This window comes from Shewanella woodyi ATCC 51908 (assembly GCF_000019525.1).
Lineage (GTDB): Bacteria > Pseudomonadota > Gammaproteobacteria > Enterobacterales > Shewanellaceae > Shewanella > Shewanella woodyi.
In genome coordinates this window covers 521,906-543,052 of sequence record NC_010506.1, presented here as the reverse complement: position 1 = coordinate 543,052, position 21,147 = coordinate 521,906, and the positions used below count along the sequence as shown (strand labels likewise).

Genomic DNA, 21,147 nt, shown 5'->3' with positions numbered 1-21,147 from the left:
ACCTTTTTACCCTGAGTGAATAAATGCCCAGATGGATAACAATTTTTAGCATTTTCACCAAAAGTAATACCTTAACCTCTTTATGAAATTATCTTTTACTTCAATGACTAACTTTATTTATCTTTGTGTATTTTTATTATCAGGCCCAATTAAATATTGGGCCTATAACTTTTTGAAAATGAACTACTTCTCTTCGACGATGCGCTGCATCGCTGTCATGTAACCGCGAAGTTCTGCACCTATTTTCTCAACGCCAGTTCCACGAATCGCTGCGTTAACCTCAATCAAACGCTGATTATCGACGCCATTACTGCCGTCACTTAATCCGCGTCCAAGGAACTCAGGAGACATGTTTTGCACATACTCACGCAGCATAGGCACGGCAGCATGGTTAAACAGATAACAGCCATATTCAGCCGTGTCAGAGATAACAACATTCATCTCATAAAGGCGCTTACGTGCAATCGTGTTAGCGATAAGTGGGGTTTCATGTAGCGACTCATAGTAAGCCGACTCTTCGATAATGCCCGCAGACACCATAGTATCGAACGCAAGCTCAACACCGGCTTTAATCATAGCGACAAGGAAGATGCCTTTATCAAAATAGGTCTGCTCATCGATACTTTCATCACTTTGAGGTGCATTCTCAAAGGCAGTTTCACCTGTCTCTTTACGCCACTTAAGCAAGTTAGCATCATCATTTGCCCAATCAGCCATCATGGTTTTAGAGAACTCACCACCTATGATGTCATCCATGTGCTTTTCAAATAGTGGAGCAAGGATACCTTTAAGCTCTTCGGCCATCTCGAACGCTTTGATTTTTGCTGGATTAGAGAGGCGATCCATCATGTTGGTGATACCACCATGTTTTAGCGCTTCTGTGGTTGTCTCCCAACCTTGTTGAATCAATTTAGCCGCATAACCTGGCTCTACACCGTCAGCAACCATCTTCTCATAACCAAGGATGGCACCAGTTTGTAGCATGCCACATAGAATGGTTTGCTCACCCATTAAGTCTGACTTCACTTCAGCAATAAATGATGAATGAAGCACACCTGCACGGTCACCACCAGTGGCGCTTGCATAGGCCTTAGCGATATCGAAACCTTGCCCTTTAGGATCATTTTCAGGGTGAACGGCAATCAAGGTTGGTACACCAAATCCACGCTTATACTCTTCACGAACCTCAGTACCAGGACACTTAGGTGCAACCATAATGACTGTAATATCTTCACGAACTTGCATCCCCTCCTCTACGATATTGAAACCGTGAGAGTATGAAAGTGTCGAGCCTTGTTTCATCAACGGCATAACGCGGGTGACGGCATCTGTGTGTTGCTTATCGGGTGTTAAGTTAAGAACAAGATCGGCTTCAGGGATCAACTCTTCAATAGTACCAACACGGAAACCATTACCAGTGGCTTTTTGGTATGAAGCACGCTTCTCTTCAATCGCTTCAGCGCGCAGTGCATAGGCGATATTCAGACCCGAATCTCGCATATTAAGACCTTGATTCAAGCCCTGTGCACCACAACCTAAGATGACAATGTTCCAACCCTTAATGAAGTCACAACCTTCACTAAATTCACTGCGATCCATAAAGCGGCACTGAGCCAGTTGTTCCAGTTGTTGACGCAAATTCAGAGAGTTAAAATAGTTAGCCATCTGATGTACCACCTTTCGATTCGAATTTAGGAGAGTTGCTCAAGCCCGCTTGCTTGAGCAGTGATTGAATTCACTATAGCGCATGCTTTTAATTGCTTAAAATGATATATTCGGGACACTGTATTGCAATTATTGCAACACAGGTCATTCGTTTCATTGAGTAAGGTAATCCTGCGCCGTGGATATAAAAACCATAAAGCTCTATCTGCACCTTTCTGAAAGCCTGCACTTCTCACGCACGGCTCAGGCGATGCATGTCAGTCCTTCGACACTCAGTCGCGCCATGCAGAGGCTGGAAGATGAGGTGGGTGCCAAACTATTTCAGCGAGATAATCGCAGTGTTTCCCTTACCAGTGCAGGCGTTGAGTACCGTCACTTTGCCGAGCAGACACTCGATCACTGGAGTAAGCTCAAAACAAAGATTGATCCTAAGCAGGACCTACTTAGGGGCAGGCTTAACCTCTACTGCTCTGTAACTGCTGCCTATAGTCACCTACCGGGCTTGCTAGACAGTTTCAGACGCGAACATCCCTTAGTGGAGATAGCCCTAACCACAGGTGATGCGGCGAATGCCGTGAATGAAGTGAAAAATAATCGCGCCGATGTTGCCATCGCAGCCCTGCCAGACCCTTTTCCAGATAGCTTACACTTCGTCAAGATAGACGATGTTCCTCTCGTCATTATCGCCCCCACCTACCGGTGTCAGGTTCAGGAACTACTTAGCGAATCTTATATTCCCTGGGATCGACTTCCCTTTATTGTGCCAGAACATGGGCCGGGTAGACGCAGGGTCGATAATTGGTTTAAGCAATTGGGCCTTAGCCCAAACATCTATGCTCAGGTTTCGGGCCAGGAGGCGATCGCCTCTATGGTCGCACTAGGGTGTGGCGTCAGCATCACGCCTGATGTCGTGATCAATAACAGCCCAGTTCGAGATCGCATACAGATCATCCCCTCACCCATAGAGATCCCCCCCTTTGAACTTGGTTGCTGCTGTAAAACCAAGAGTCAGAAAGATCCAATCATCTCGGCTTTTTTGAAAGTTTTATAGAAGAAACCAGATCTAAACAATCAGTTGCGATTGAGTATTCGACTTATAACCATGACGTTTGATCTTAAATAGCAAACTTTCGGATATAAGATCTTCATCTATACTTAAGACCAATCACTGTAAGAACCTTGTTTACTATATCGGCAGTAACCTTCTTTATTTCAATTACATAAAACTAAAATACATTTATGAGCAATATCGCTATCGCACTTGTCACGACTGGCTTACTGGGACTCATCTCTGCAGTAATGCCCACTCATCAGATATGCAATATTCCCGACCATCAGCATAAAGGTTGGGTCTTGCTGCTCACCATGATCTTTATGTTTATTTTCGGCTACCTAGGCTATATCTGGATGCTGATAGACAGAGATATTGGCACTCTTGAGCTTATCGTCGCCACGATATTCTGTGGTGGAGGCGGTTTTGTATTTGTTATCTCAAGAATGAGTAAAGAGACCATTTTTAAACTACAGCAAACGATCCATGAAAAGCATTATCAAGCTCACCATGATCTACTGACAAACCTAGCTAACCGCCACCAGTTTTATGAAGAACTGGATAGTCTAATCTCCAACGAACATCATGTTTTTAGCTGCTTAATGATGGATCTCAACGATTTTAAAATGGTCAATGACACATTGGGACATGCGGAGGGGGATCATGTGCTTCAAGTTGTCGCTAAACGTATTCAACGAATACTCCCTAAACGCGGTGTGGCAGCGCGCCTTGGGGGAGATGAGTTTGCAGTGGTACTTCCCGGAATGACATTGCAAGGAGCAATAGAGATAAGTAAGACAATACAGGATACATTGAGCAAAGATATTCAATGTGAAAATCACGCCTTAGTGATAGGAATAAGCATAGGCATTGCTGAGTACCCTAAACATGGTACCAACAAAAAAGAGATAATGAAGCACGCTGATATCGCCATGTATAAAGCCAAGGCCACAGATGGCAACTATCGCGTCTACTCAAGTCACTTAGATTAACCGCAATCTATCGAAACCTATGACTGACGCTGGCAATCGTCAGACTCATAAAAAGTTTGATCCATTGTTTCAGCTGGGCAAGCAGATACAGGTTTGCCGACAACTTTAGCCGGAACACCAACTACAGTCGTATGAGCATCTACATCAGCTAACACGACTGAGCCCGCGCCAACTTTCGCTCCCTCACCGACTTCGATATTGCCCAAAACCTTAGCGCCTGCACCAATTAAAACACCTGCACGGATTTTCGGATGACGATCTCCCTGCTGGTTACCAGTACCACCTAACGTTACGCCCTGAAGCAGTGAAACATTATTTTCAATCACAGCTGTTTCACCGATAACAATTCCGGTCGCATGGTCAAACATGATACCCGTCCCCATCTTACAGGCGGGATGGATATCAACACCAAATACCTCTGAATTTCGGCTTTGAATAAACTGTGCCAGCTCAGTTCGGCCTTGGTGCCATAAGCAACTTGCCAAACGGTGAACTTGAATAGCCTGAAACCCTTTAAGATTTAGCAAAACGGTTAGGTAGCTTTCAACCGCAGGATCTCGCTCTTTCACCGCCTTAATATCTGTTGCGACATTAGTTAGCATCTGTTCGCAATGAATAAATGCCTTGTCGAACAGCTCACGAAAAGTAAAAGGAGAAACCACGCCATCAGAGAGCTTATTCGCCACAATAAAACTTAACGCTGAACCCAAACACTCATGGTTTAATACAGATGAATATACGTGACTGGCCAATAGTGGTTCCTTCTGAACCAAAGTTTCAGCTTCAACTCTCAACTGTTCCCAAACTTCATAGCGCATAGTATTTAGCTCTTTTGTGACGGCATAGATGGCAGAATACGAATCTTAACCTAATCCACAAATAAAGCATCCGCTTATAAGAGCAATTGGCTATATGGCATAACAAATTTTAGCTTTACCGTTAAAACATTGAATAATTGTTAGCCAACTCCTCTTATAGCTATTGAATCAATAGATATCTAGGCTAGAAAAATGAGGGTTTGGCGTTAACGCTTTCATATTTTTAATGCTAACCAACTCTATATTCAGGGTCTCAGTGCCCTGTTTAATCACCAAGAACTCCTGCTTATCACCATTAATACTCGTCGTATCTGCCACACCTTTAACCTCTTCACCTGAGTGCAGCGTTAACAGCACTTCTATCTTGTATAGACAAGCAACTTCAATGTAATCATAAATATCGCACTTAATCATTTAAGCCCCCCTCGCTTAAGTTTCCTTAAGCGACTTTCAAAGGAATAATACAAAACCCATGCTGCTCTATCGACGCTATCACTTCAGGGTTTGCCATCTCAGAGTGACAAAAATCACATCGAGACTGACTAATACTCTCAACATTAATGCCTAATGAATCAAGGTAAACCTTGGCATACTCTTTAACCCTTTCCCTATTTTTATCATCCACCAAAACATCAAAGTGCACATATTGTTTCGCCAAAGTCGTTACGTGTGTATCAAAAACATGAACTTGCATAAACGCTCCCTTCACTTTTTGCCACCACTCTGTCTGCTAAACAGAGTGATGACTTATATACCAAGTTAACTATCGTCACTATCAACTTAAACTAACCTTGGGAAAGTCCACTTCTACATCGAATGCAACATTGGTGTAGTTGGTAAAAATGTTCAACGCAACATGAGCTAAAATTTCAGTCAATTCAGCATCAGAAAAACCCGCTCCCTTCACTAAACCGATATCATCACGGCTCACTTGACCATGTTGAGTAACCAGCTTTTTCGCAAAGTCGAGTGCAGCTTGTACCTTAAGGTCATTCGACACTCCACGTTGCGCTAACTCCATCTCCTCTTTCGTGACTCCCGCATTTTTACCTAACACTGTGTGTGCACTGAGGCAGTATTCACAGCGATTGATGTCCGCGACTAATACGGCAATCTGCTCCCCTAAAGCGGGTGAGATACTGCCCTTCCCCAGCGCACCAAAAGAGGTCCACATGCTCTCAAGAGCGGCCGATGAATGGCCTATGGTTCTAAACATATTAGGTACGGCACCAAATGCGCCCTCAACCTTTTTAAATAACAACTGCTGCGCGTCAGATGCACTCGCGATCTCCACTGGATGTAAATTTGCCATATCAACCTCATTAATTGTTTAAAGACAACTCAAAATTAGTTTCGAGTCGACACCAATAATTTATAGACAAATAATTTGAATGTCAAATATGTTTCGAGTCGAAACTATAATAACTTAAGATTGGTTTAATAGCGGCTCAAAATAATCTATCACTCTATGGGTTCGCTTTTGTCGACACGTTACCGTGACAAGCATCATCGCCTCACAAGTCAAAACAGCACCAAACTCACACTAATGCATTTTTTGAGACGCAAAAAAGATCTAATAAGGTTAAAAACGTAAACCCATGGTTTAAATTACGTTTTAATTAAGGTTTATTTAATATGAAAGCCGTTTTACTGGCCTAATCGGCTTTCATTCATCACTCGGTTATTGTTATCCTCCTGCGGCAAGCTTTATTGCTAATATTTCTCATTAGATTTTTAACCCTTTTCAACTGCTCGGACATACGCCTTGAAATTAACTCCTAACCTATCCCTTATTGAAAAATTGCCTTCTCTGGTGAAACTTTCAAGTACAGGTAAGGCTAATTTCTCTCTATTTTTAGGCGGGCTATTTTTACTTTGCCTATCGGATGCCGCTCCCGCGACTTTAGGTGGCTATCTTGATATCAGTGAGCTCATTGCTGTCAGTGATGGTTTAATTATTGAGTGTTTGGGAGTGAGCTTATTCGGCTTATTCTTAGTTAACCCCCAGATTATTAATCAGTTTTGGCGATTAATTAGCTATATTTTTAAACTCATTAATGGTTTGAACTTAGTTAGTCGTTTTCCTCGCTTTTCATCCCCTGTATTTAAATCATGTGAGCAAACTGCTCACGGCTGTCGAGCCCCTCCTCTTTAATCTTATTTTCTGGTTTTAAAATTTAGCGCGTCACTAACAAGGTAGATCGTCGAACAATTTAGCTAAGACTATTTGCTCCAAGTTTGACATTTTTCTGCTCTGTATCTGAACGCTATTAATGTGCAGTTCTCCTCATTTGGAGTGAGCTGTAGACACTTAAGGTTAGAGGAATCTTCCTTTGTTAATTAGAAATTTAAGTAAGGCTGCACTCACAGCATCAGTAATCATGATGTCTGGTTGTGAGGGGGGCGTGCTAGATCCAAAAGGGCAAATAGGCATTGATGAGAAACACCTCATCGTTGTCGCAACCCTATTGATGTTGATAGTGGTGATCCCCGTTATCTTCATGACACTCTATTTTGCCTGGAAATATCGAGATGGTCGTGATCATGAAATCTTTGCCCCTAAATGGGCGCACTCAAAAAGCATTGAGATTATTGTTTGGCTAGTACCTGTGGTGATTGTGATTATTTTAGGCGTCATTACATGGGGCTCAACCCACGATCTTGACCCCTATAAACCATTGGAACATGAGGCTAAACCAATAACTGTTGAGGTGGTCTCACTAAACTGGAAGTGGTTGTTTATCTATCCGGAACTTGGTATTGCATCGGTCAATGAACTGGCATTTCCCGCGAATGTACCTGTGAATTTCAAGATCACCTCAGATACGGCAATGAACTCTTTCTTTATTCCTCAGTTGGGCAGTCAGATCTATTCAATGGCAGGTATGGCAACTCAACTCCATCTGATAGCGAATGAGCCTGGCACCTTCGATGGTATCTCAGCTAACTACAGTGGAGCGGGTTTTGCGGGCATGAAGTTCAAAGCTATCGCAACCGCAAATACGCAAGAATTTGATACTTGGGTTGCTAAAGTTAAGCAACAAAAATATAAGCTTGATAGACAAAGTTATCAAGCATTAGCTAAACCAAGTGAAAACAATCCCGTCGAGTATTACGGCGAAGTCAGTCAAGGCATGTTTGACCATATCGTGATGCAATACATGTATATGGGTGATCCTATGCCTATGGATAAAAAAATAGATATGTCATCCCCTTCAGGGCATTCCTCCTCTAACCATTTGGAGATGGAGTAACTATGTCTTTTCTTGGAAAACTAACTTTAGAATCAATCCCATACCATGAACCTATTATCATGGTCACTTTAGCTGTCGTGGCGCTAATAGGCGTTATCATCGCGGCATTGATTACTAAACATAAAAAGTGGGCTGTGTTATGGAATGACTGGTTTACCTCGGTCGATCATAAACGCTTAGGCATCATGTATATCATCTTAGCACTGGTGATGCTCATTCGTGGCTTCTCCGATGCCATTATGATGCGTACACAGCAAGCACTCGCAACCAATGGCGCTGCTGGCTATCTGCCCCCTGAGCACTATGACCAAATCTTCACTGCCCACGGGGTGATCATGATTATCTTTATGGCGATGCCATTTATGATAGGCCTGATGAACCTAATTGTTCCACTGCAGATAGGTGCCAGAGATGTCGCCTTTCCGTTTCTGAACAACTTAAGCTTTTGGCTTACCGCTTCAGGGGCTGTACTGATCAATATCTCACTTGGGTTAGGCGAATTTGCAAAAACAGGTTGGGTAGCCTATCCGCCGCTTTCGGAGCTGTCATTTAGCCCTGGAGTTGGGGTCGATTACTATATTTGGGCGTTGCAGATCTCCGGTATAGGGACAACCTTAACTGGGGTTAACTTTATCGCAACTGTGCTGAAGATGCGTGCACCTGGTATGAAGTTAATGCAGATGCCTATTTTTACTTGGACCTGCACTTGGGCCAATATTTTAATTGTGGCCTCTTTCCCAATCTTAACAGCAGTCTTGGCCATGTTAACCCTAGATCGCTATCTGGGATTCCACTTCTTCACTAATGCAGGTGGCGGTAACGCCATGATGTACATCAACCTGTTTTGGGCATGGGGCCATCCAGAAGTTTATATTCTAATTTTGCCCGCCTTCGGTATTTTTTCAGAGATCATATCAACATTTACCTCTAAGCGCCTATTTGGTTATAAATCTATGGTTTGGGCCAGTGGTGCCATCTCAATTTTAGGCTTTATCGTTTGGTTACATCACTTCTTCACTATGGGTTCTAGCGCAAACGTGAATGCTTTCTTTGGTGTGATGACCATGGTGATTGCTGTGCCGACGGGGGTCAAATTATTCAACTGGCTGTTTACCATCTATCGTGGCCGCCTTCGCTTAACCGTGCCAGTGTTATGGACTTTAGGTTTTATGACGACCTTCACCATAGGGGGGATGACAGGGGTCTTACTCGCGGTACCGGGAGCTGATTATGTATTGCATAACAGTTTATTCCTCATCGCGCATTTTCATAACACCATCATAGGCGGTGCAGTTTTTGGTTACTTAGCTGGTTTCGCTTACTGGTTCCCTAAAGCGATGGGTTTCAAGCTCAATGAACGCCTAGGGAAAGCGGCATTTTGGTGTTGGCAGGTGGGCTTCTACGTTGCCTTTATGCCTCTATATGTGCTTGGCTTCTTAGGCATGACCCGTCGTATCGGTCACACTGACAATCCTGATTGGAACTTCTGGATCTATTTAGCGGCTATCGGTGCCTTTATTATCTTGGCTGGGATCATATTGCAGTTTGTGCAGCTCTATGTGAGTTTTCGTGATCGTGAGCAGAACTTAGATACCACGGGCGATCCTTGGAATGGTCACACATTAGAGTGGTCAACATCATCACCACCTCAGTTTTATAACTTTGCCAAAGATCCTCACGTGTCTGATATAGATTGTTTTACAGACATGAAAGAGAAAGGTGAGGCTTACCAGCGTCATGATGCTTATGAGCCAATTCACATGCCCAAAAATACCGCCAGCGGAATACTGATGGCACTGGGCATTACTGCAGCTGGTTTTGCCGCTATTTGGCACATTCTTTGGCTGGCAATTGCTGGGATACTAGGCGCCTTCGTGGTGTTTCTCTGTCGTGCTTATAGCAATGACCATGATTATTATGTTCAACCTGATGAAGTGGCCCGTATTGAAAATGCTCACTTAGATAAGGTTGCAAGGGGACTAATATGAGTATTGCTATCAGAGCAAATTTAGGCGTTGCAGATGCCAACAAACACTATGATGTGAGTCATGCAACAAGCCATGATGAACATCATGACACCAGTGAAAATACCCTGTTCGGTTTTTGGCTCTATTTAATGACCGACTGTATCTTGTTTGCGTCAGTCTTTGCCACTTACGCCGTGTTGTATATGAATACCGATGGCGGCGTATCAGGCAAAGATATTTTCGAATTAAACTTCGTCTTAATCGAAACCGCCGCACTCCTCGTCAGTAGCATAACGTTCGGCTTCGCTTTGATCTGTGCTAAGCATCAGAAAAAAGCCGCGACTTTGGGCTGGTTATTGATCACTTTCGCTCTTGGCTGTGCATTTATTGGTATGGAGATCTACGAGTTCCATCACCTAATTGAGCATGGTAATGGGCCACAACGCAGTGCATTTTTGTCATCGTTTTTTGCCTTAGTTGGCATGCATGGTCTGCATGTCACAGCTGGGCTTGTGTGGATGGCTATCATGATGTTTGAAGTATTAAAGACGGGGCTTAATAAGCGCAGTATTACTCGTTTAGGGTGTTTAAGTCTGTTTTGGCACTTTCTGGATATTGTGTGGATCTGTGTATTCACTGTGGTTTATTTATTGGGGGCCATGTGATGAATCAGGTAGAAACAGTTGAGAGTAATAGCTCCGCAAATTTTATGGGAAGTGTTAAATCCTACCTCATGGGTTTTATGCTATCGGTGGTATTAACAGCCATTCCGTTTTGGGCTGTGATCACACACCACTTCGACAAGCCTGTCACCTTAGGTTTAGTACTGGTGACGGCAGTTGTTCAGATTGTGGTGCACCTAAAATACTTCCTGCATCTGGACTTCTCCAAAGAGGGTAAGCTCAATACATTTTCATTCCTATTCACTGCGCTGATCATTGTCATGGTGGTGGGCTTGTCAGTATGGATTATTTACGCTGCCAACGATTTGATGATGTAGAGAGAGAAGGTTATGAATATTCAAGGTCGGTTTATGTCTAAGCAGTGGCTGTCACGTTTAAAGGGATATGTTCAGGTGATTAAGCCTGGCATCATCATGGGAAATTTGATCTCCGTTACGGGGGGATTCCTGTTAGCCGCCAAAGGTAGCGTAGACTTGACCTTGATGTTGATGACAATATTAGGTTTGTCCTTAGTCGTAGCATCAGGCTGCGGCCTTAATAACTGTATCGATAGGGACATCGATGCCAAGATGCAGCGCACCCGAAATAGAGTGACTGTCACGGGTGAGATATCAGTATATTCAGTGCTGGTATTCAGTTTAGCTTTGGGCCTAATAGGCTTTGGTTTATTGGCCATATTTACCAACAAGATTGCTCTGTTATTTGCCGTGATTGGTTATCTGGTTTATGTGGGGATCTATAGCCTCTATATGAAACGACACTCTGTCTACGGCACCTTAATCGGCAGCTTTTCGGGAGCCGTGCCGCCGGTAGTTGGCTATTGTGCGGTCACAGGAGAGATAGATACTGGCGCAGTCATTTTACTCTTGATGTTTAGCTTGTGGCAGATGCCTCACTCTTATGCCATTGCCATCTTTCGATATAAAGATTATGCCGCAGCGAAAATTCCCGTGTTGCCCGTTGCCAAAGGGATGACTAGGGCTAAGCTGCACATAGTACTTTATATTGCCGTTTTTTCTTTAGTTAGCGCCTTGCTCCCCTTGGCAGGTTACACAGGGATCGCCTTTATGGCAGTAACCTGTGCCACCAGCTTGTGGTGGCTTGGAATGGCACTAAAAGGTTACCAACGTGATATCAATCTTAATCAATGGGCAAGGCAAGTGTTTGGTTGCTCTATTGTAACCATTACAGCTTTGAGTATCGCTATGGCAATGGATTTTCAACTTGTAGTACAGACACCCCTACTAACTTTGTCTAACTAGTGACTTAAACTAAAAAGCTTCCACAGCCAGATAACAAACTGTTGTTTCGATTTACCGGCTAGGTTGAGAACTAGAAGTGTTATAGGGGGAATAAACAGCCCCTCTATTTTAACGATAAACTCATCTTGTGCCGATATTCGGTCGGCGTCATAGATGTCCAACGCTTAAAGGCACGATTAAACGCACTGGAACTGGAGAAGTTTAAGGATGAATAGATAGCTTTTATCTGGGTTTTAGGATCTGCCACCATTTTAATTGCCATGTTTTTTCTAATCGAATCACAAATCTCTGAGTAATTTCGCCCCTCTGACATCAAGTGTTTTTTTAATGTACTCAAGCTGATATTAAAGTCACTGGCCGCTTGCTTAGCACTGGGGATATCTTGCTGATGTTTAGAGACGTAGCAGATCACTTTACTGCTAAATGACTGACCTAAAGAGTAGGATTTAACCGCTTTATCTATTTTTCTAAGTAACATATCCAATATTGCAGGATTAGCTGAGCGAACAGGCAGTGCCAGCACACTATTGGCAATAATGATCTCACTTCTCTCCTGGTGAAAATTAACCGGACAATTGAACACTCTTTGATAATGGGAGGGGCAGCTCAAAGGACCATGTTGAAAGTTTACTTGTTGCAACTTAAGTTTGGGTAGATCCTGTTTATCCACCAGCAGTTTAGCAAGCTGGATACCGGAGGCGAAATCTAACTCGACGAGTGAGGTTAAATAGACCTCATCAAATTTAGGCCTAACCTGATAACTTGACTCTCGCTCTCCTTGAATAAAAAAGGATTCAAAAGCTTGGTTCATTACAGGTTTATATTTTGAGGATAAGCTTAATGCGGTATTCAAATCAGGGCAGTTCATTAATGCGTACCCAACTAAACCATAATCTGAAGGGTGGATATTCTCCCCTAATACCAAACCAAAAGAGAGATCATCGGATACCGACAATATCTGCTCAATCAGCTTCTCTATATCCTCAATAAGATATACAGATCTCTCCTCTAATGGGTCACTCTCCCTTTGATTTGACGATCTATCTGTCCCTGAATGCTGCTGTCTTACTCTATTTAAATAACCAGATATCAGGGTAAAGTAGTTATGAGAAACGATTAGGTTTTTCACTAAACACCTCTATCCAATCTTCCATCACTGCTGCTGTTAACATTTTGTTATGAGCCAATATCACAGAACTTTCTATCCAATGCAATACTCACAAAGAAAGTAAACTCAAGGGATATTTTTGTCGCCCTTTGAGCCATTTATCTTTGGTTACGTATTGATCCCCCATAATTCTTGCTAGGTTAAACATCGTTAAAAAAATTAACATTAATAATAAAAACAAAACTTATCACTCTGGGGAATAATGGACGAGGCTCTATGAAACGATTAATAAAGAACCAAAAACTCAAGAATATATTAGCGCTCAATATGTTAATGCTATCAGGCAACGCATTAGCAGCAACGGCATTAGAAAATGCAACACCAGCCAGTGGCTTGAGCGGGACATCAGGAAGCGAAACCTTCTTTACCTTAACGGTCCCTGAAGGCGCGACCAATTTAAACTTTAATACTGCTGGAGGCAGTGGCGATGCCGACCTCTATGTGAAATTTGGGAGTGCGCCTACCAGCTCAAGCTACGACTGCCGACCATACAACAGTGGTAACAGTGAGTCCTGTGATATCGCCAATGTGCAAAACGGCGAATATCATGTGATGCTAAAAGCCTACTCCGCTTATTCAGCCCTCACCCTGACAGCAAGTTACGATGAACCAGGTACCACGCCACCACCGGGCTCAAACACTGGAGTATTAGAAAACTCAGTGGCACTCAACAATTTAACGGGCAGTAGTGGTGAACAGCTTCTGTTCACCTTTGAGGTCCCAGCTGGAGCACAAGATCTTAGCATCGCAATGTCTGGCGGTACTGGAGATGCGGATCTTTATGTCAGATTTGGTGCAGAAGCAACAACCGGAACCTATGATTGTCGCCCCTATAAAAGCGGTAATAACGAAACCTGTACCATCAGCAACATACAAGCTGGTACTTACCATGTGATGATGAATGGTTACTCAAGCTTTAGCGGTGTCTCATTGGTTGGAAATTACAATGAAGGTGGAACACCTCCTCCGCCAGGTCCTGTAGCAGGTGTTGCTAATATCGCTGTCGTCGGTGACAGTATTACCCGCGCCTTTGGTGCAGACTGTACCTACAACAGTTCATGGTGGTCACTGCTATGTCTAGCGGGTGGCGATCAACCTGAACACTCTTGGTTTGATGGTTCAAGCTCCTCGGTCACCAGTGTTCATGACCGCTACAAGGTGCTCGACAACTCAATTAACAGTAACAACAGCGCTGCAACGGGAGCCGAGCTAACAGGTATTCGTGAAGATGGATCTGAGCCAAGTTTCGCCGCTCAGGCCAACACCATTGTCGCTCAAACACCAACCCCCGATCACGTTGAACTGCTTTTTGGTGGTAACGATCTCTGTAGTCGTGATTGCGTTGATCCATCAAACTGTAGTGACCCTATCTACAGCGATGATGAGTGGCGTCAAGCGATACGTACTGGATTAAATACACTCGTATCTGGCATGCCTGAAGGCTCAAGTATTCTGCTCGGTAGTGTGCCTCGCGTTCAAGATATTCGCCAAGCGGGATTAGATAAGCAAGCAGGAGATGAGTATATCAACTGTGAGTCAATCTGGAGCAGCTATGATGTATGCTCAATTGTGACCCAATCTGGTACGTTAAATGGTGAATCATTGGCATCAAGGATAGCTGGCGTTGCGGCAGCGCAGAAACGTTATAACGCAATACTTGCCGAAGAAGCCACTGCATATAACAGCAATAATAATGGCCAAAATCCTAACGGTATTGAGGTTGTCGCTGAATATGTTGATGAGTCCACACCATCTGGCGGTACTTTCCAGTTCGGTGCATCTCACATCAATGGTGGCGATTGTTTCCACCCGAATGTGGCAACACAAACACTTATCTCAGAGCTGATGTGGAACTCAAATACTGATAAGCCTGAGTAATCACTTTTAGTATAAGAAATACCAACCAGTATAAGAGATTGAACTACTCAGAGTGCTTTTTGGCAAACTAATTCAAGACGAATGGATGATGGAATGGTTGTTCCCTTGTGAGTTCATTCAACGCAGAAGTAGGCAACCAAAAACACTCCTTACAGGCGAGTTTTAGTGGTCCTGATGCCGTGTTAACGAGCTAAACCGTAGAATAACTATGCTCTTCACTCGCTGCAAACCACATGGATGTGGTGAATGTCATTAATGCAGGAGCAATTAAAGACCTTGCCTCAGGACCACTAGATTCTCGCTGAGCGATCACACCTTTATACTGGTTGGTATAAGTACACCATGGGTTCAATCTTGTTCCCATGGTTTTTTCATATTTAGTCTAGGTTCAACGCTATGCAAAGATCCACTCTCAATCTCAGCCTGATACTTGCCCTACTGCTAGTCGCTTGCAGCGATTCTGAGCAACCTCAACTTTCCTCAACTGAGCTCAATGAACGCAAAGTCAGCAAGCAGCTTGATATCGACTCAGGAAACAGGCACCAGCAAATTGTCGCAACCATAGACAATGAACCCGTTTTAATGACTCAAATAGACAGCAGTATCCAATTAAAGCTGTTCGATCTTGAATGGCATAAATATCAGTTAAGAAAAGCCGCGTTGGAAACGGCAGTTGCCTCAAAAGTAGAGCAGCAACTCACTAAATCAACGGCACCTCACGTAGAGATACTGCTAACCCCTCCTGCCGCACCAAGGTTTTTCCTACCAGATACCGATAAGCCGATAAAAGGTGATCCAGATGCAGTAGTAAAGCTCTCACTGTTTTGCAGCTTTCAGTCCTCCCACTGTGCTCGACTACAACCTGAGCTCAGAACGCTAGAGACTCGATATGGCGAACTCATTAACTTAGTCTTCTACGATCTACCACAAACCTTTCATCGTTACGGCAAAGCCGCAGCGAATGCCAACCTCTGCGCAGCAGAATCAGGCAGCCAATGGGCATATCAAGAGGCGCTATATAGCAACATTAATCAGCTCAATCGAGAACGCTACCTTATCATCGCCAATCAACTTGGTTTAGATAGCAAAAGCTTTAGCCAATGTATCGATCACAACCAATATCAGGACAAGTTAGACTCAGACCAAGAGTTAGCCCAACGTTTAGGCCTTGGCAATGTGCCGGTTCTGTTCGTCAATGGCTTGTACACTAAAGGCGCTAATACCGCAGATGGCTATGGTTACTACATCAATCAGGAGCTGATCCGTTTAGGTCTACCAATTCCCACGACTCTGCCCCTTCGTTTAGTCTCGACTTCAGTCAAAGATCCTACAGAGGATTCAAGAGCCAAACTTCAAGATCTTAATAACCAAACACTGACCGAATATAAGCATGGCGATGGCCTAAATCTGGTTAGCAGACGTGGTGTAAATTTAGATGTGACCTTAACCGCCATTGAGTCACAACGAGTATTACTCAACAACAATGGTCAAAAGGAGTTTCTACGACTAAGCCAAGGTCAAGATAAACCCGCAACGGTCAGTATGACTCCTGCCAGCAACTCATCACGAGACAGCTCAGTCAGTAGAGAGCCAAGCAGTGCTCAAGTACAAAGGATTGAGCAACTTCCCACTACGGCCAAGATGCAACTATCTAGAAACTGGCTCTCAAAGCACCTTCAAAACAAGCAGCAACTGGCCCAACACTTTCAAGCAACGGAGCACCAGATTGAAGGGGTTCACTTGCTAAAGTTAACGGATATCGACAGAAATGAGTTTTATAAAACCTTAGGACTTCAATCTGGAGATGTAGTACTTCAAGCCAACAACCAATGGGTACATGAAGGCTCGAACCCCCTATGGGATGCACTCGGTCAAAATGAGATCACCCTATTAGTGATGAGGGAGGGTCTTCCCCTACGCTTTGACTACAAAACGAAACAATAACAGCATTTGGGCTCCTATCGAGAGCCCTTTTATACCCATCATGTCATTTCAGTAAATCCTTTTACTAACTGCTGCGCCAATTCAGCCGACAAAGGAGAGTGAGCACGGGATGAGATAACCAGTGCAATACCTATGCTTGGCAATGGAGGTAAACTCTCAGACTCGATAACAAAACAATCCTGTCCTGCACTCAACTTAGCCATCGCACCGAGTCCAATCCCTTGTTTAACCATCCCTTTAATAGCTGTAGCACTGCTACTTGAGGCCATCAAACGGTATTCCCGTCCCTGTTTCATCAAGCCATCTATCGCTGCTAAATGAAACTTACAATCCTTTTGAAACAGCACAATTGGTAATGGATTTTGGGCAGTAATATCCATCTCTTCACTACCTATCCACACACCCACATCGGTTGTCAGCAGATAGCCCTCTTCAGAATCAGGCAAGCGAGTCACTATGGCGGCATCAAGCTCCCCACTGTCTAACATCACCCTGATAAGGTAACTGGAAGCACAAGTGATCTGCAGCTCCAACTTTGGTAGATAGCGATGTAACAACTTAACGATGGACGGCAAAATAGAGTCCGCATAGTCATCTGGGCAACCAAGGTGTAATCGAGGCCTCACATCTGGTGACTTTAAAGTCGCTACCGTTTCATCATGAAGCTGCAAAAGAGGCTTGGCATAAAGTGCTAGGCGTCGCCCTTGAACAGAGAGAACTAAGTTTCGCCCCTCCTTCTCAAACAGACCTTTACCCAACTCCCCCTCCAAGCGCTTCATCTGCATACTGACTGCAGATTGTGTTTTATGTGTCTGTTTCGCCGCGCGAGTAAAGCTGCCGGTTTCCACAAAAGCGATAAAACTTCTTAAAGCATCAATATCCATATTCTCAGCCTTACCCATTCGAATTATTGATAGATAACATCAAATCTATTCGTTAGTCAGCATCAGTACAAGCCCATATAGTAAAAAAACAGTAACGGATCAAAAGGAGATTATATGGAACTTTACATCGGCAACAAGAATTACTCTAGCTGGTCACTGAGAGCTTGGTTAATGCTAGAGAAATCAGGGATCGAATTTAACGAAATCAAGCTAAAACTCTTTACTGATAGCTTCTATCAACAGTTAAAGGAGATCTCGCCCAACTTGAAAGTCCCCGCTTTAATCGATAACGACATCAAAGTGTGGGATTCGTTAGCTATCTGTGAATATATCAATGATGCTTATATGTCTGGTTCCGCTTGGCCTGAAAACCTAAGTCAAAAAGCCAAAGCCCGATCTTTCGCCTGCGAGATGCACTCTGGTTTTAATGCTCTGCGCAATGAACTACCAATGAATATCCGCGCCACCCGCTGCATCCAGCTCAGCGAAGCTGCTAAAAAAGATATTCAGCGTATCGATACCATCTGGTCACAGCAGATGGATGAGTTCGACACAGGCAAGACTGGAAGCTGGCTATTTGGCACTTGGTCCATCACAGATATGATGTTCGCTCCTGTTGTAATGCGTTTTCACACCTATGGCGTTGCCGTATCCGACAGTTCACGCCGATATATGAAACACCTAACACAGAGCCCTGAGATGCAAAAGTGGATAGCAGCGGCACTTGAAGAAACAGAGATAGTTAATGAGGATGAAGCAGGGGTTGAGCTTTAAGCCCACCACGACGTTGAATCAGGATTTAAGAGAGTTTACTGATTTGATGGCTCACTGATTTCAATCCAAAACTATTTCATCGACCATCAATTAGAATAGAACGCAGCTCTAGGTGTCTATCCTTAAACAGATATACCTATCGGCCATAAAAAAGCCCCTTACGATTGAGTAAAGGGCTTGGCTTTGTAACACATTAATTACGCAATATTTCCACCTTTAAAAATTTAATGATGAAGTTGTGCAGCCTTAGTTGGCTCAAGAATGGTTCTCTCAACACTAGTGATGGCTTGTTTGCTACTCGACTGTCTCTTAGTTGCGGCATTCGACTGAGCAGTATTAACATCATTAAAATATTCTAAGTCAATTAACTCATACATATTCCAACGCGGTGCAATAAAATACTCCCAATCATCAGTTGAATTAATTTTAAGCTGGTCAAATTCTTGTACATAAATACGCTGACCTAAACGACCATCAACTGTTTTCAATAAGCGCCACTGACGATTACGACAAGACTCATCCTTATCCCAACACTTCCAATCAACATAGGTGTGTTTAAGCTTTCCATTAGCCTCAACAGTCCAACTAAGTTCATTACCAAAATAGTTTGTAAGATTAGGTGGTGTACCTTCTACGTCATAAAAACGAGTGCCTGAACTGTCGTCTAAAATTTGGAAGCCAAAAAATACACTGCCCCAACTAGTGCAATCAAGATTATCCGTGTCATAGCAAAAATTCAGTTTGTCACCATCCCAAGAGCTGGCTGTCCACTGATTTATCATTGACTGCCAATATTGCTCTGACCCTGTTACTGCCGTTTCAGCAGTAAAACTTGTGTCTGCATCTAACTGAGTTCCATAGCCAAATAGTGACGCTAACAACTTGCCATCATGATCTGAAGCTTCAGAGTATATCGCCAAGTCACCTTCGTTACTGTCAATAACTGAGTATGTTTGGCTAAAGTCAGCAAAAACTATGGTCAAAACTCCATTGGATACAGACCAGTCAAACTCCACTCCGCTATCTTTACTCGTGCCACTACCATCGGTCAGAAACTCCAACACTTCAAAATGGTTAGTAGCCGCAGAACCGAGAGAGTTTACTCCTTCGTTATTATAAACCTCAAAACCCCATAAACCGGCAATATCAGCATCGACAAACTCAACGCCACCGCTAGCCGACTTACGCATTAAGGTATCTGAAGAGTAAGTATCTCCCCAAGCAGGAATAGTAATCACTTCAGTATCGAGCTCGATGGGAGCCATAGTTACTCGAGTAACCACTTCTATACGATACGTATCTAAAGCAGAGCCCGTTGTCAAACGAGTCATACGCTCAGTAAGTCTCTCATCTGTCACTTCAACCTGAAAAATACCCACGTCGTGTATTTTGTCTATCTGTTCTTGGGTAAGTCCTGCAATTGAGTCGACACTTGGATAACTAACACTGCCTTGATCTTCAAGATAAGTCAGCATAATGTCACCTTCATTTAACGACCATGTAAACGATGAGACCCCATAGCTTGTCGCAACTTCACCTGTACTATCCTCAGCAAACTCATAGCGATTACCGCCACGAGCAATAAAAGTCGGCGCTACTGGAGAGGTTCGATAATATAAAGATGGAATATCAGCCGCTTCAACCGGTGGCGTTAACTCAGGATCCGCAACAACTGCATCAACTGCATCCTCAATAGCACCAGGCGTCGCCTCTTCAATCGTTTCAACCAACGCATTGTACTGTACAGGGTCGGCAAGAACCGCGATTAAATCAGCTCCGTCTTCGAGTATTGCATCATCACTATTAATAAGAATCTGCACTACTGCAGCCGCTTCAATCAAGGCGTCAGGGTCAACCTGACTTTCGACCAACTCAAAAACCTCTATGTTACTTGGCTCTTCACCACCATTTGCAGCAACGAGAAGACTGTATAATGCCGTTGATACTGCAGATACTGAGATGGTAGGAGTGTTCTCAAGTGCTTGTGCAGCTTGGGAAGCAACACTTTGACGCTTTTGACTTGCTTGCGCATCAATAATCAAGCCACCTAATTGTTCTAAAGAAGGCAGCAAAGAGCTAAGTCCTAATAATGTTTCACCATTTGCTGATAACTTAACACTTGAATTTAACGCAACATCATCATCAACAGCGAGATCGAGAGTAAAGCTGCCAGCATCGTCTACTAGACCTTCTACAGACTCTTCACCGACAGCCGCAGTAACTTTAGCACCAATATATTGTTCACCAACAACCTTGCCAGCAAGTTTATAGATGCTTTCAATTCGCTCAATATTGGTGTCCTCAGTCACCGAAGTTGTAGCGCCTTCATTATCAGTCACCGTCACTTTAAAACTGATTGGTGTATCGACAGATACCATAGGAGCGGTAAAACTAATTTGCTCCGAGTCTATGCCAGTTAACTCTAATTCAGGACCAGCAGTTTGTTCCCATAAATAACTCGCAATACTGCCATCACTATCGCTTGCAGATACTGATAGCGTCGACTCAGACTTCTCTATTACTGGTGTAAAATTGGCACTTAGTGTGGGGGCTGTATTTTTAACTTCTACTTGAGGCTCATTATCATCAGAGCTACCACATCCACTCACTAAAGCACTGGTAACACATAATGAAACTAGACTTTTCTTCAACATGATTATTAATCCTATAATCCATTGTTTTTAAAAATGGTAGGTCAGAGAACCAATCTAAAAAGAGAAGCTTCCATTAGTCTCCTCTTAGATTTACAAACCTACGCTTTATTTATGAACTGGTTATAGTACACATTCATGTATCTAATTTAAATC

20 protein-coding genes are annotated in these 21,147 nt (G+C 43.4%); 11 read left to right on the top strand and 9 right to left on the bottom strand.

Annotated elements, in window-relative coordinates:
- Positions 1 to 183: 183 nt before the first annotated feature.
- Positions 184 to 1,665, bottom strand: a complete 1,482-nt coding sequence (gene ilvC, locus SWOO_RS02270; protein WP_012323088.1) for a ketol-acid reductoisomerase — start codon at positions 1,663 to 1,665, stop codon at positions 184 to 186.
- A gap of 178 nt (positions 1,666 to 1,843) precedes the next feature.
- Here ilvC and ilvY point away from each other — a divergent pair, with 178 nt between their 5' ends.
- Together ilvY and SWOO_RS02260 are read left to right on the top strand one after the other, a co-directional pair.
- On the top strand, positions 1,844 to 2,716 hold the full coding sequence (gene ilvY, locus SWOO_RS02265; protein WP_012323087.1) for an HTH-type transcriptional activator IlvY: 873 nt from the start codon (positions 1,844 to 1,846) through the stop codon (positions 2,714 to 2,716).
- A gap of 188 nt (positions 2,717 to 2,904) precedes the next feature.
- Positions 2,905 to 3,708, top strand: coding sequence for a GGDEF domain-containing protein (locus SWOO_RS02260; protein ID WP_012323086.1), 804 nt, complete (start codon positions 2,905 to 2,907; stop codon positions 3,706 to 3,708).
- Between the two features lie 17 nt (positions 3,709 to 3,725).
- On the opposite strand, the gene cysE is transcribed toward SWOO_RS02260, so the two are convergent.
- The 4 genes from cysE to SWOO_RS02240 all read right to left on the bottom strand — a co-directional run bounded on the left by cysE (position 3,726) and on the right by SWOO_RS02240 (position 5,838).
- Positions 3,726 to 4,526, bottom strand: coding sequence for a serine O-acetyltransferase (gene cysE / locus SWOO_RS02255; protein WP_012323085.1), 801 nt, complete (start codon positions 4,524 to 4,526; stop codon positions 3,726 to 3,728).
- Positions 4,527 to 4,694: 168 nt separating this feature from the next.
- A complete protein-coding gene (locus SWOO_RS02250; protein WP_012323084.1) occupies positions 4,695 to 4,940 on the bottom strand; it encodes a Rho-binding antiterminator in 246 nt (81 codons plus the stop codon).
- A gap of 25 nt (positions 4,941 to 4,965) precedes the next feature.
- Entirely contained in the window at positions 4,966 to 5,220 is a 255-nt protein-coding gene (locus SWOO_RS02245) for a DUF2024 family protein (protein WP_012323083.1), read from the bottom strand.
- Positions 5,221 to 5,301: 81 nt separating this feature from the next.
- The gene (locus SWOO_RS02240; RefSeq protein ID WP_012323082.1) at positions 5,302 to 5,838 is read right to left on the bottom strand and encodes a carboxymuconolactone decarboxylase family protein; all 537 of its coding nucleotides are present in this window, start codon (positions 5,836 to 5,838) and stop codon (positions 5,302 to 5,304) included.
- Positions 5,839 to 6,291: 453 nt separating this feature from the next.
- On the opposite strand from SWOO_RS02240, the gene SWOO_RS25755 reads away from it, so the two are divergent.
- The 6 genes from SWOO_RS25755 (at position 6,292) to cyoE (ending at position 11,692) form a co-directional block, all read left to right on the top strand.
- Positions 6,292 to 6,681: a hypothetical protein gene (locus tag SWOO_RS25755; protein WP_012323081.1), complete on the top strand. Its 390-nt coding sequence runs from the start codon at positions 6,292 to 6,294 to the stop codon at positions 6,679 to 6,681.
- A 178-nt stretch (positions 6,682 to 6,859) separates the two neighbouring features.
- Positions 6,860 to 7,780, top strand: a complete 921-nt coding sequence (gene cyoA / locus SWOO_RS02230) for a ubiquinol oxidase subunit II (protein WP_012323080.1) — start codon at positions 6,860 to 6,862, stop codon at positions 7,778 to 7,780.
- A 2-nt stretch (positions 7,781 to 7,782) separates the two neighbouring features.
- Positions 7,783 to 9,768 carry a cytochrome o ubiquinol oxidase subunit I gene (gene cyoB, locus SWOO_RS02225; RefSeq protein ID WP_012323079.1) on the top strand — a complete coding sequence of 662 codons (1,986 nt, stop codon included), beginning with the start codon at positions 7,783 to 7,785 and terminating at the stop codon, positions 9,766 to 9,768.
- A complete protein-coding gene (cyoC, locus tag SWOO_RS02220; protein ID WP_012323078.1) occupies positions 9,765 to 10,412 on the top strand; it encodes a cytochrome o ubiquinol oxidase subunit III in 648 nt (215 codons plus the stop codon). The genes cyoB and cyoC overlap by 4 nt, the downstream gene beginning before the upstream one ends.
- Positions 10,412 to 10,747 (top strand): cytochrome o ubiquinol oxidase subunit IV, encoded by a 336-nt coding sequence (gene cyoD, locus SWOO_RS02215; protein ID WP_012323077.1) that lies wholly within the window; start codon positions 10,412 to 10,414, stop codon positions 10,745 to 10,747. The genes cyoC and cyoD overlap by 1 nt, the downstream gene beginning before the upstream one ends.
- 12 nt (positions 10,748 to 10,759) lie before the next feature.
- The gene (gene cyoE / locus SWOO_RS02210; RefSeq protein WP_012323076.1) at positions 10,760 to 11,692 is read left to right on the top strand and encodes a heme o synthase; all 933 of its coding nucleotides are present in this window, start codon (positions 10,760 to 10,762) and stop codon (positions 11,690 to 11,692) included.
- A gap of 103 nt (positions 11,693 to 11,795) precedes the next feature.
- On the opposite strand, the gene SWOO_RS02205 is transcribed toward cyoE, so the two are convergent.
- A complete protein-coding gene (locus SWOO_RS02205; protein WP_012323075.1) occupies positions 11,796 to 12,821 on the bottom strand; it encodes an AraC family transcriptional regulator in 1,026 nt (341 codons plus the stop codon).
- Positions 12,822 to 13,076: 255 nt separating this feature from the next.
- Here SWOO_RS02205 and SWOO_RS26220 point away from each other — a divergent pair, with 255 nt between their 5' ends.
- Positions 13,077 to 14,738 (top strand): pre-peptidase C-terminal domain-containing protein, encoded by a 1,662-nt coding sequence (locus SWOO_RS26220; protein ID WP_012323074.1) that lies wholly within the window; start codon positions 13,077 to 13,079, stop codon positions 14,736 to 14,738.
- A 190-nt stretch (positions 14,739 to 14,928) separates the two neighbouring features.
- Here the strand turns inward: SWOO_RS26220 and SWOO_RS26215 are convergent, their stop codons facing one another.
- Positions 14,929 to 15,102 carry a hypothetical protein gene (locus SWOO_RS26215; RefSeq protein WP_229377284.1) on the bottom strand — a complete coding sequence of 58 codons (174 nt, stop codon included), beginning with the start codon at positions 15,100 to 15,102 and terminating at the stop codon, positions 14,929 to 14,931.
- Positions 15,103 to 15,134: 32 nt separating this feature from the next.
- On the opposite strand from SWOO_RS26215, the gene SWOO_RS02195 reads away from it, so the two are divergent.
- Positions 15,135 to 16,682 carry a thioredoxin domain-containing protein gene (locus SWOO_RS02195; RefSeq protein WP_012323073.1) on the top strand — a complete coding sequence of 516 codons (1,548 nt, stop codon included), beginning with the start codon at positions 15,135 to 15,137 and terminating at the stop codon, positions 16,680 to 16,682.
- Positions 16,683 to 16,720: 38 nt separating this feature from the next.
- Here the strand turns inward: SWOO_RS02195 and SWOO_RS02190 are convergent, their stop codons facing one another.
- Entirely contained in the window at positions 16,721 to 17,566 is an 846-nt protein-coding gene (locus SWOO_RS02190) for a LysR substrate-binding domain-containing protein (RefSeq protein ID WP_012323072.1), read from the bottom strand.
- A 114-nt stretch (positions 17,567 to 17,680) separates the two neighbouring features.
- On the opposite strand from SWOO_RS02190, the gene SWOO_RS02185 reads away from it, so the two are divergent.
- Positions 17,681 to 18,340 (top strand): glutathione S-transferase family protein, encoded by a 660-nt coding sequence (locus SWOO_RS02185; RefSeq protein ID WP_012323071.1) that lies wholly within the window; start codon positions 17,681 to 17,683, stop codon positions 18,338 to 18,340.
- A 224-nt stretch (positions 18,341 to 18,564) separates the two neighbouring features.
- On the opposite strand, the gene SWOO_RS02180 is transcribed toward SWOO_RS02185, so the two are convergent.
- Positions 18,565 to 20,994, bottom strand: coding sequence for a PKD domain-containing protein (locus SWOO_RS02180; protein WP_012323070.1), 2,430 nt, complete (start codon positions 20,992 to 20,994; stop codon positions 18,565 to 18,567).
- Between the last annotated feature and the right edge of the window lie 153 nt (positions 20,995 to 21,147).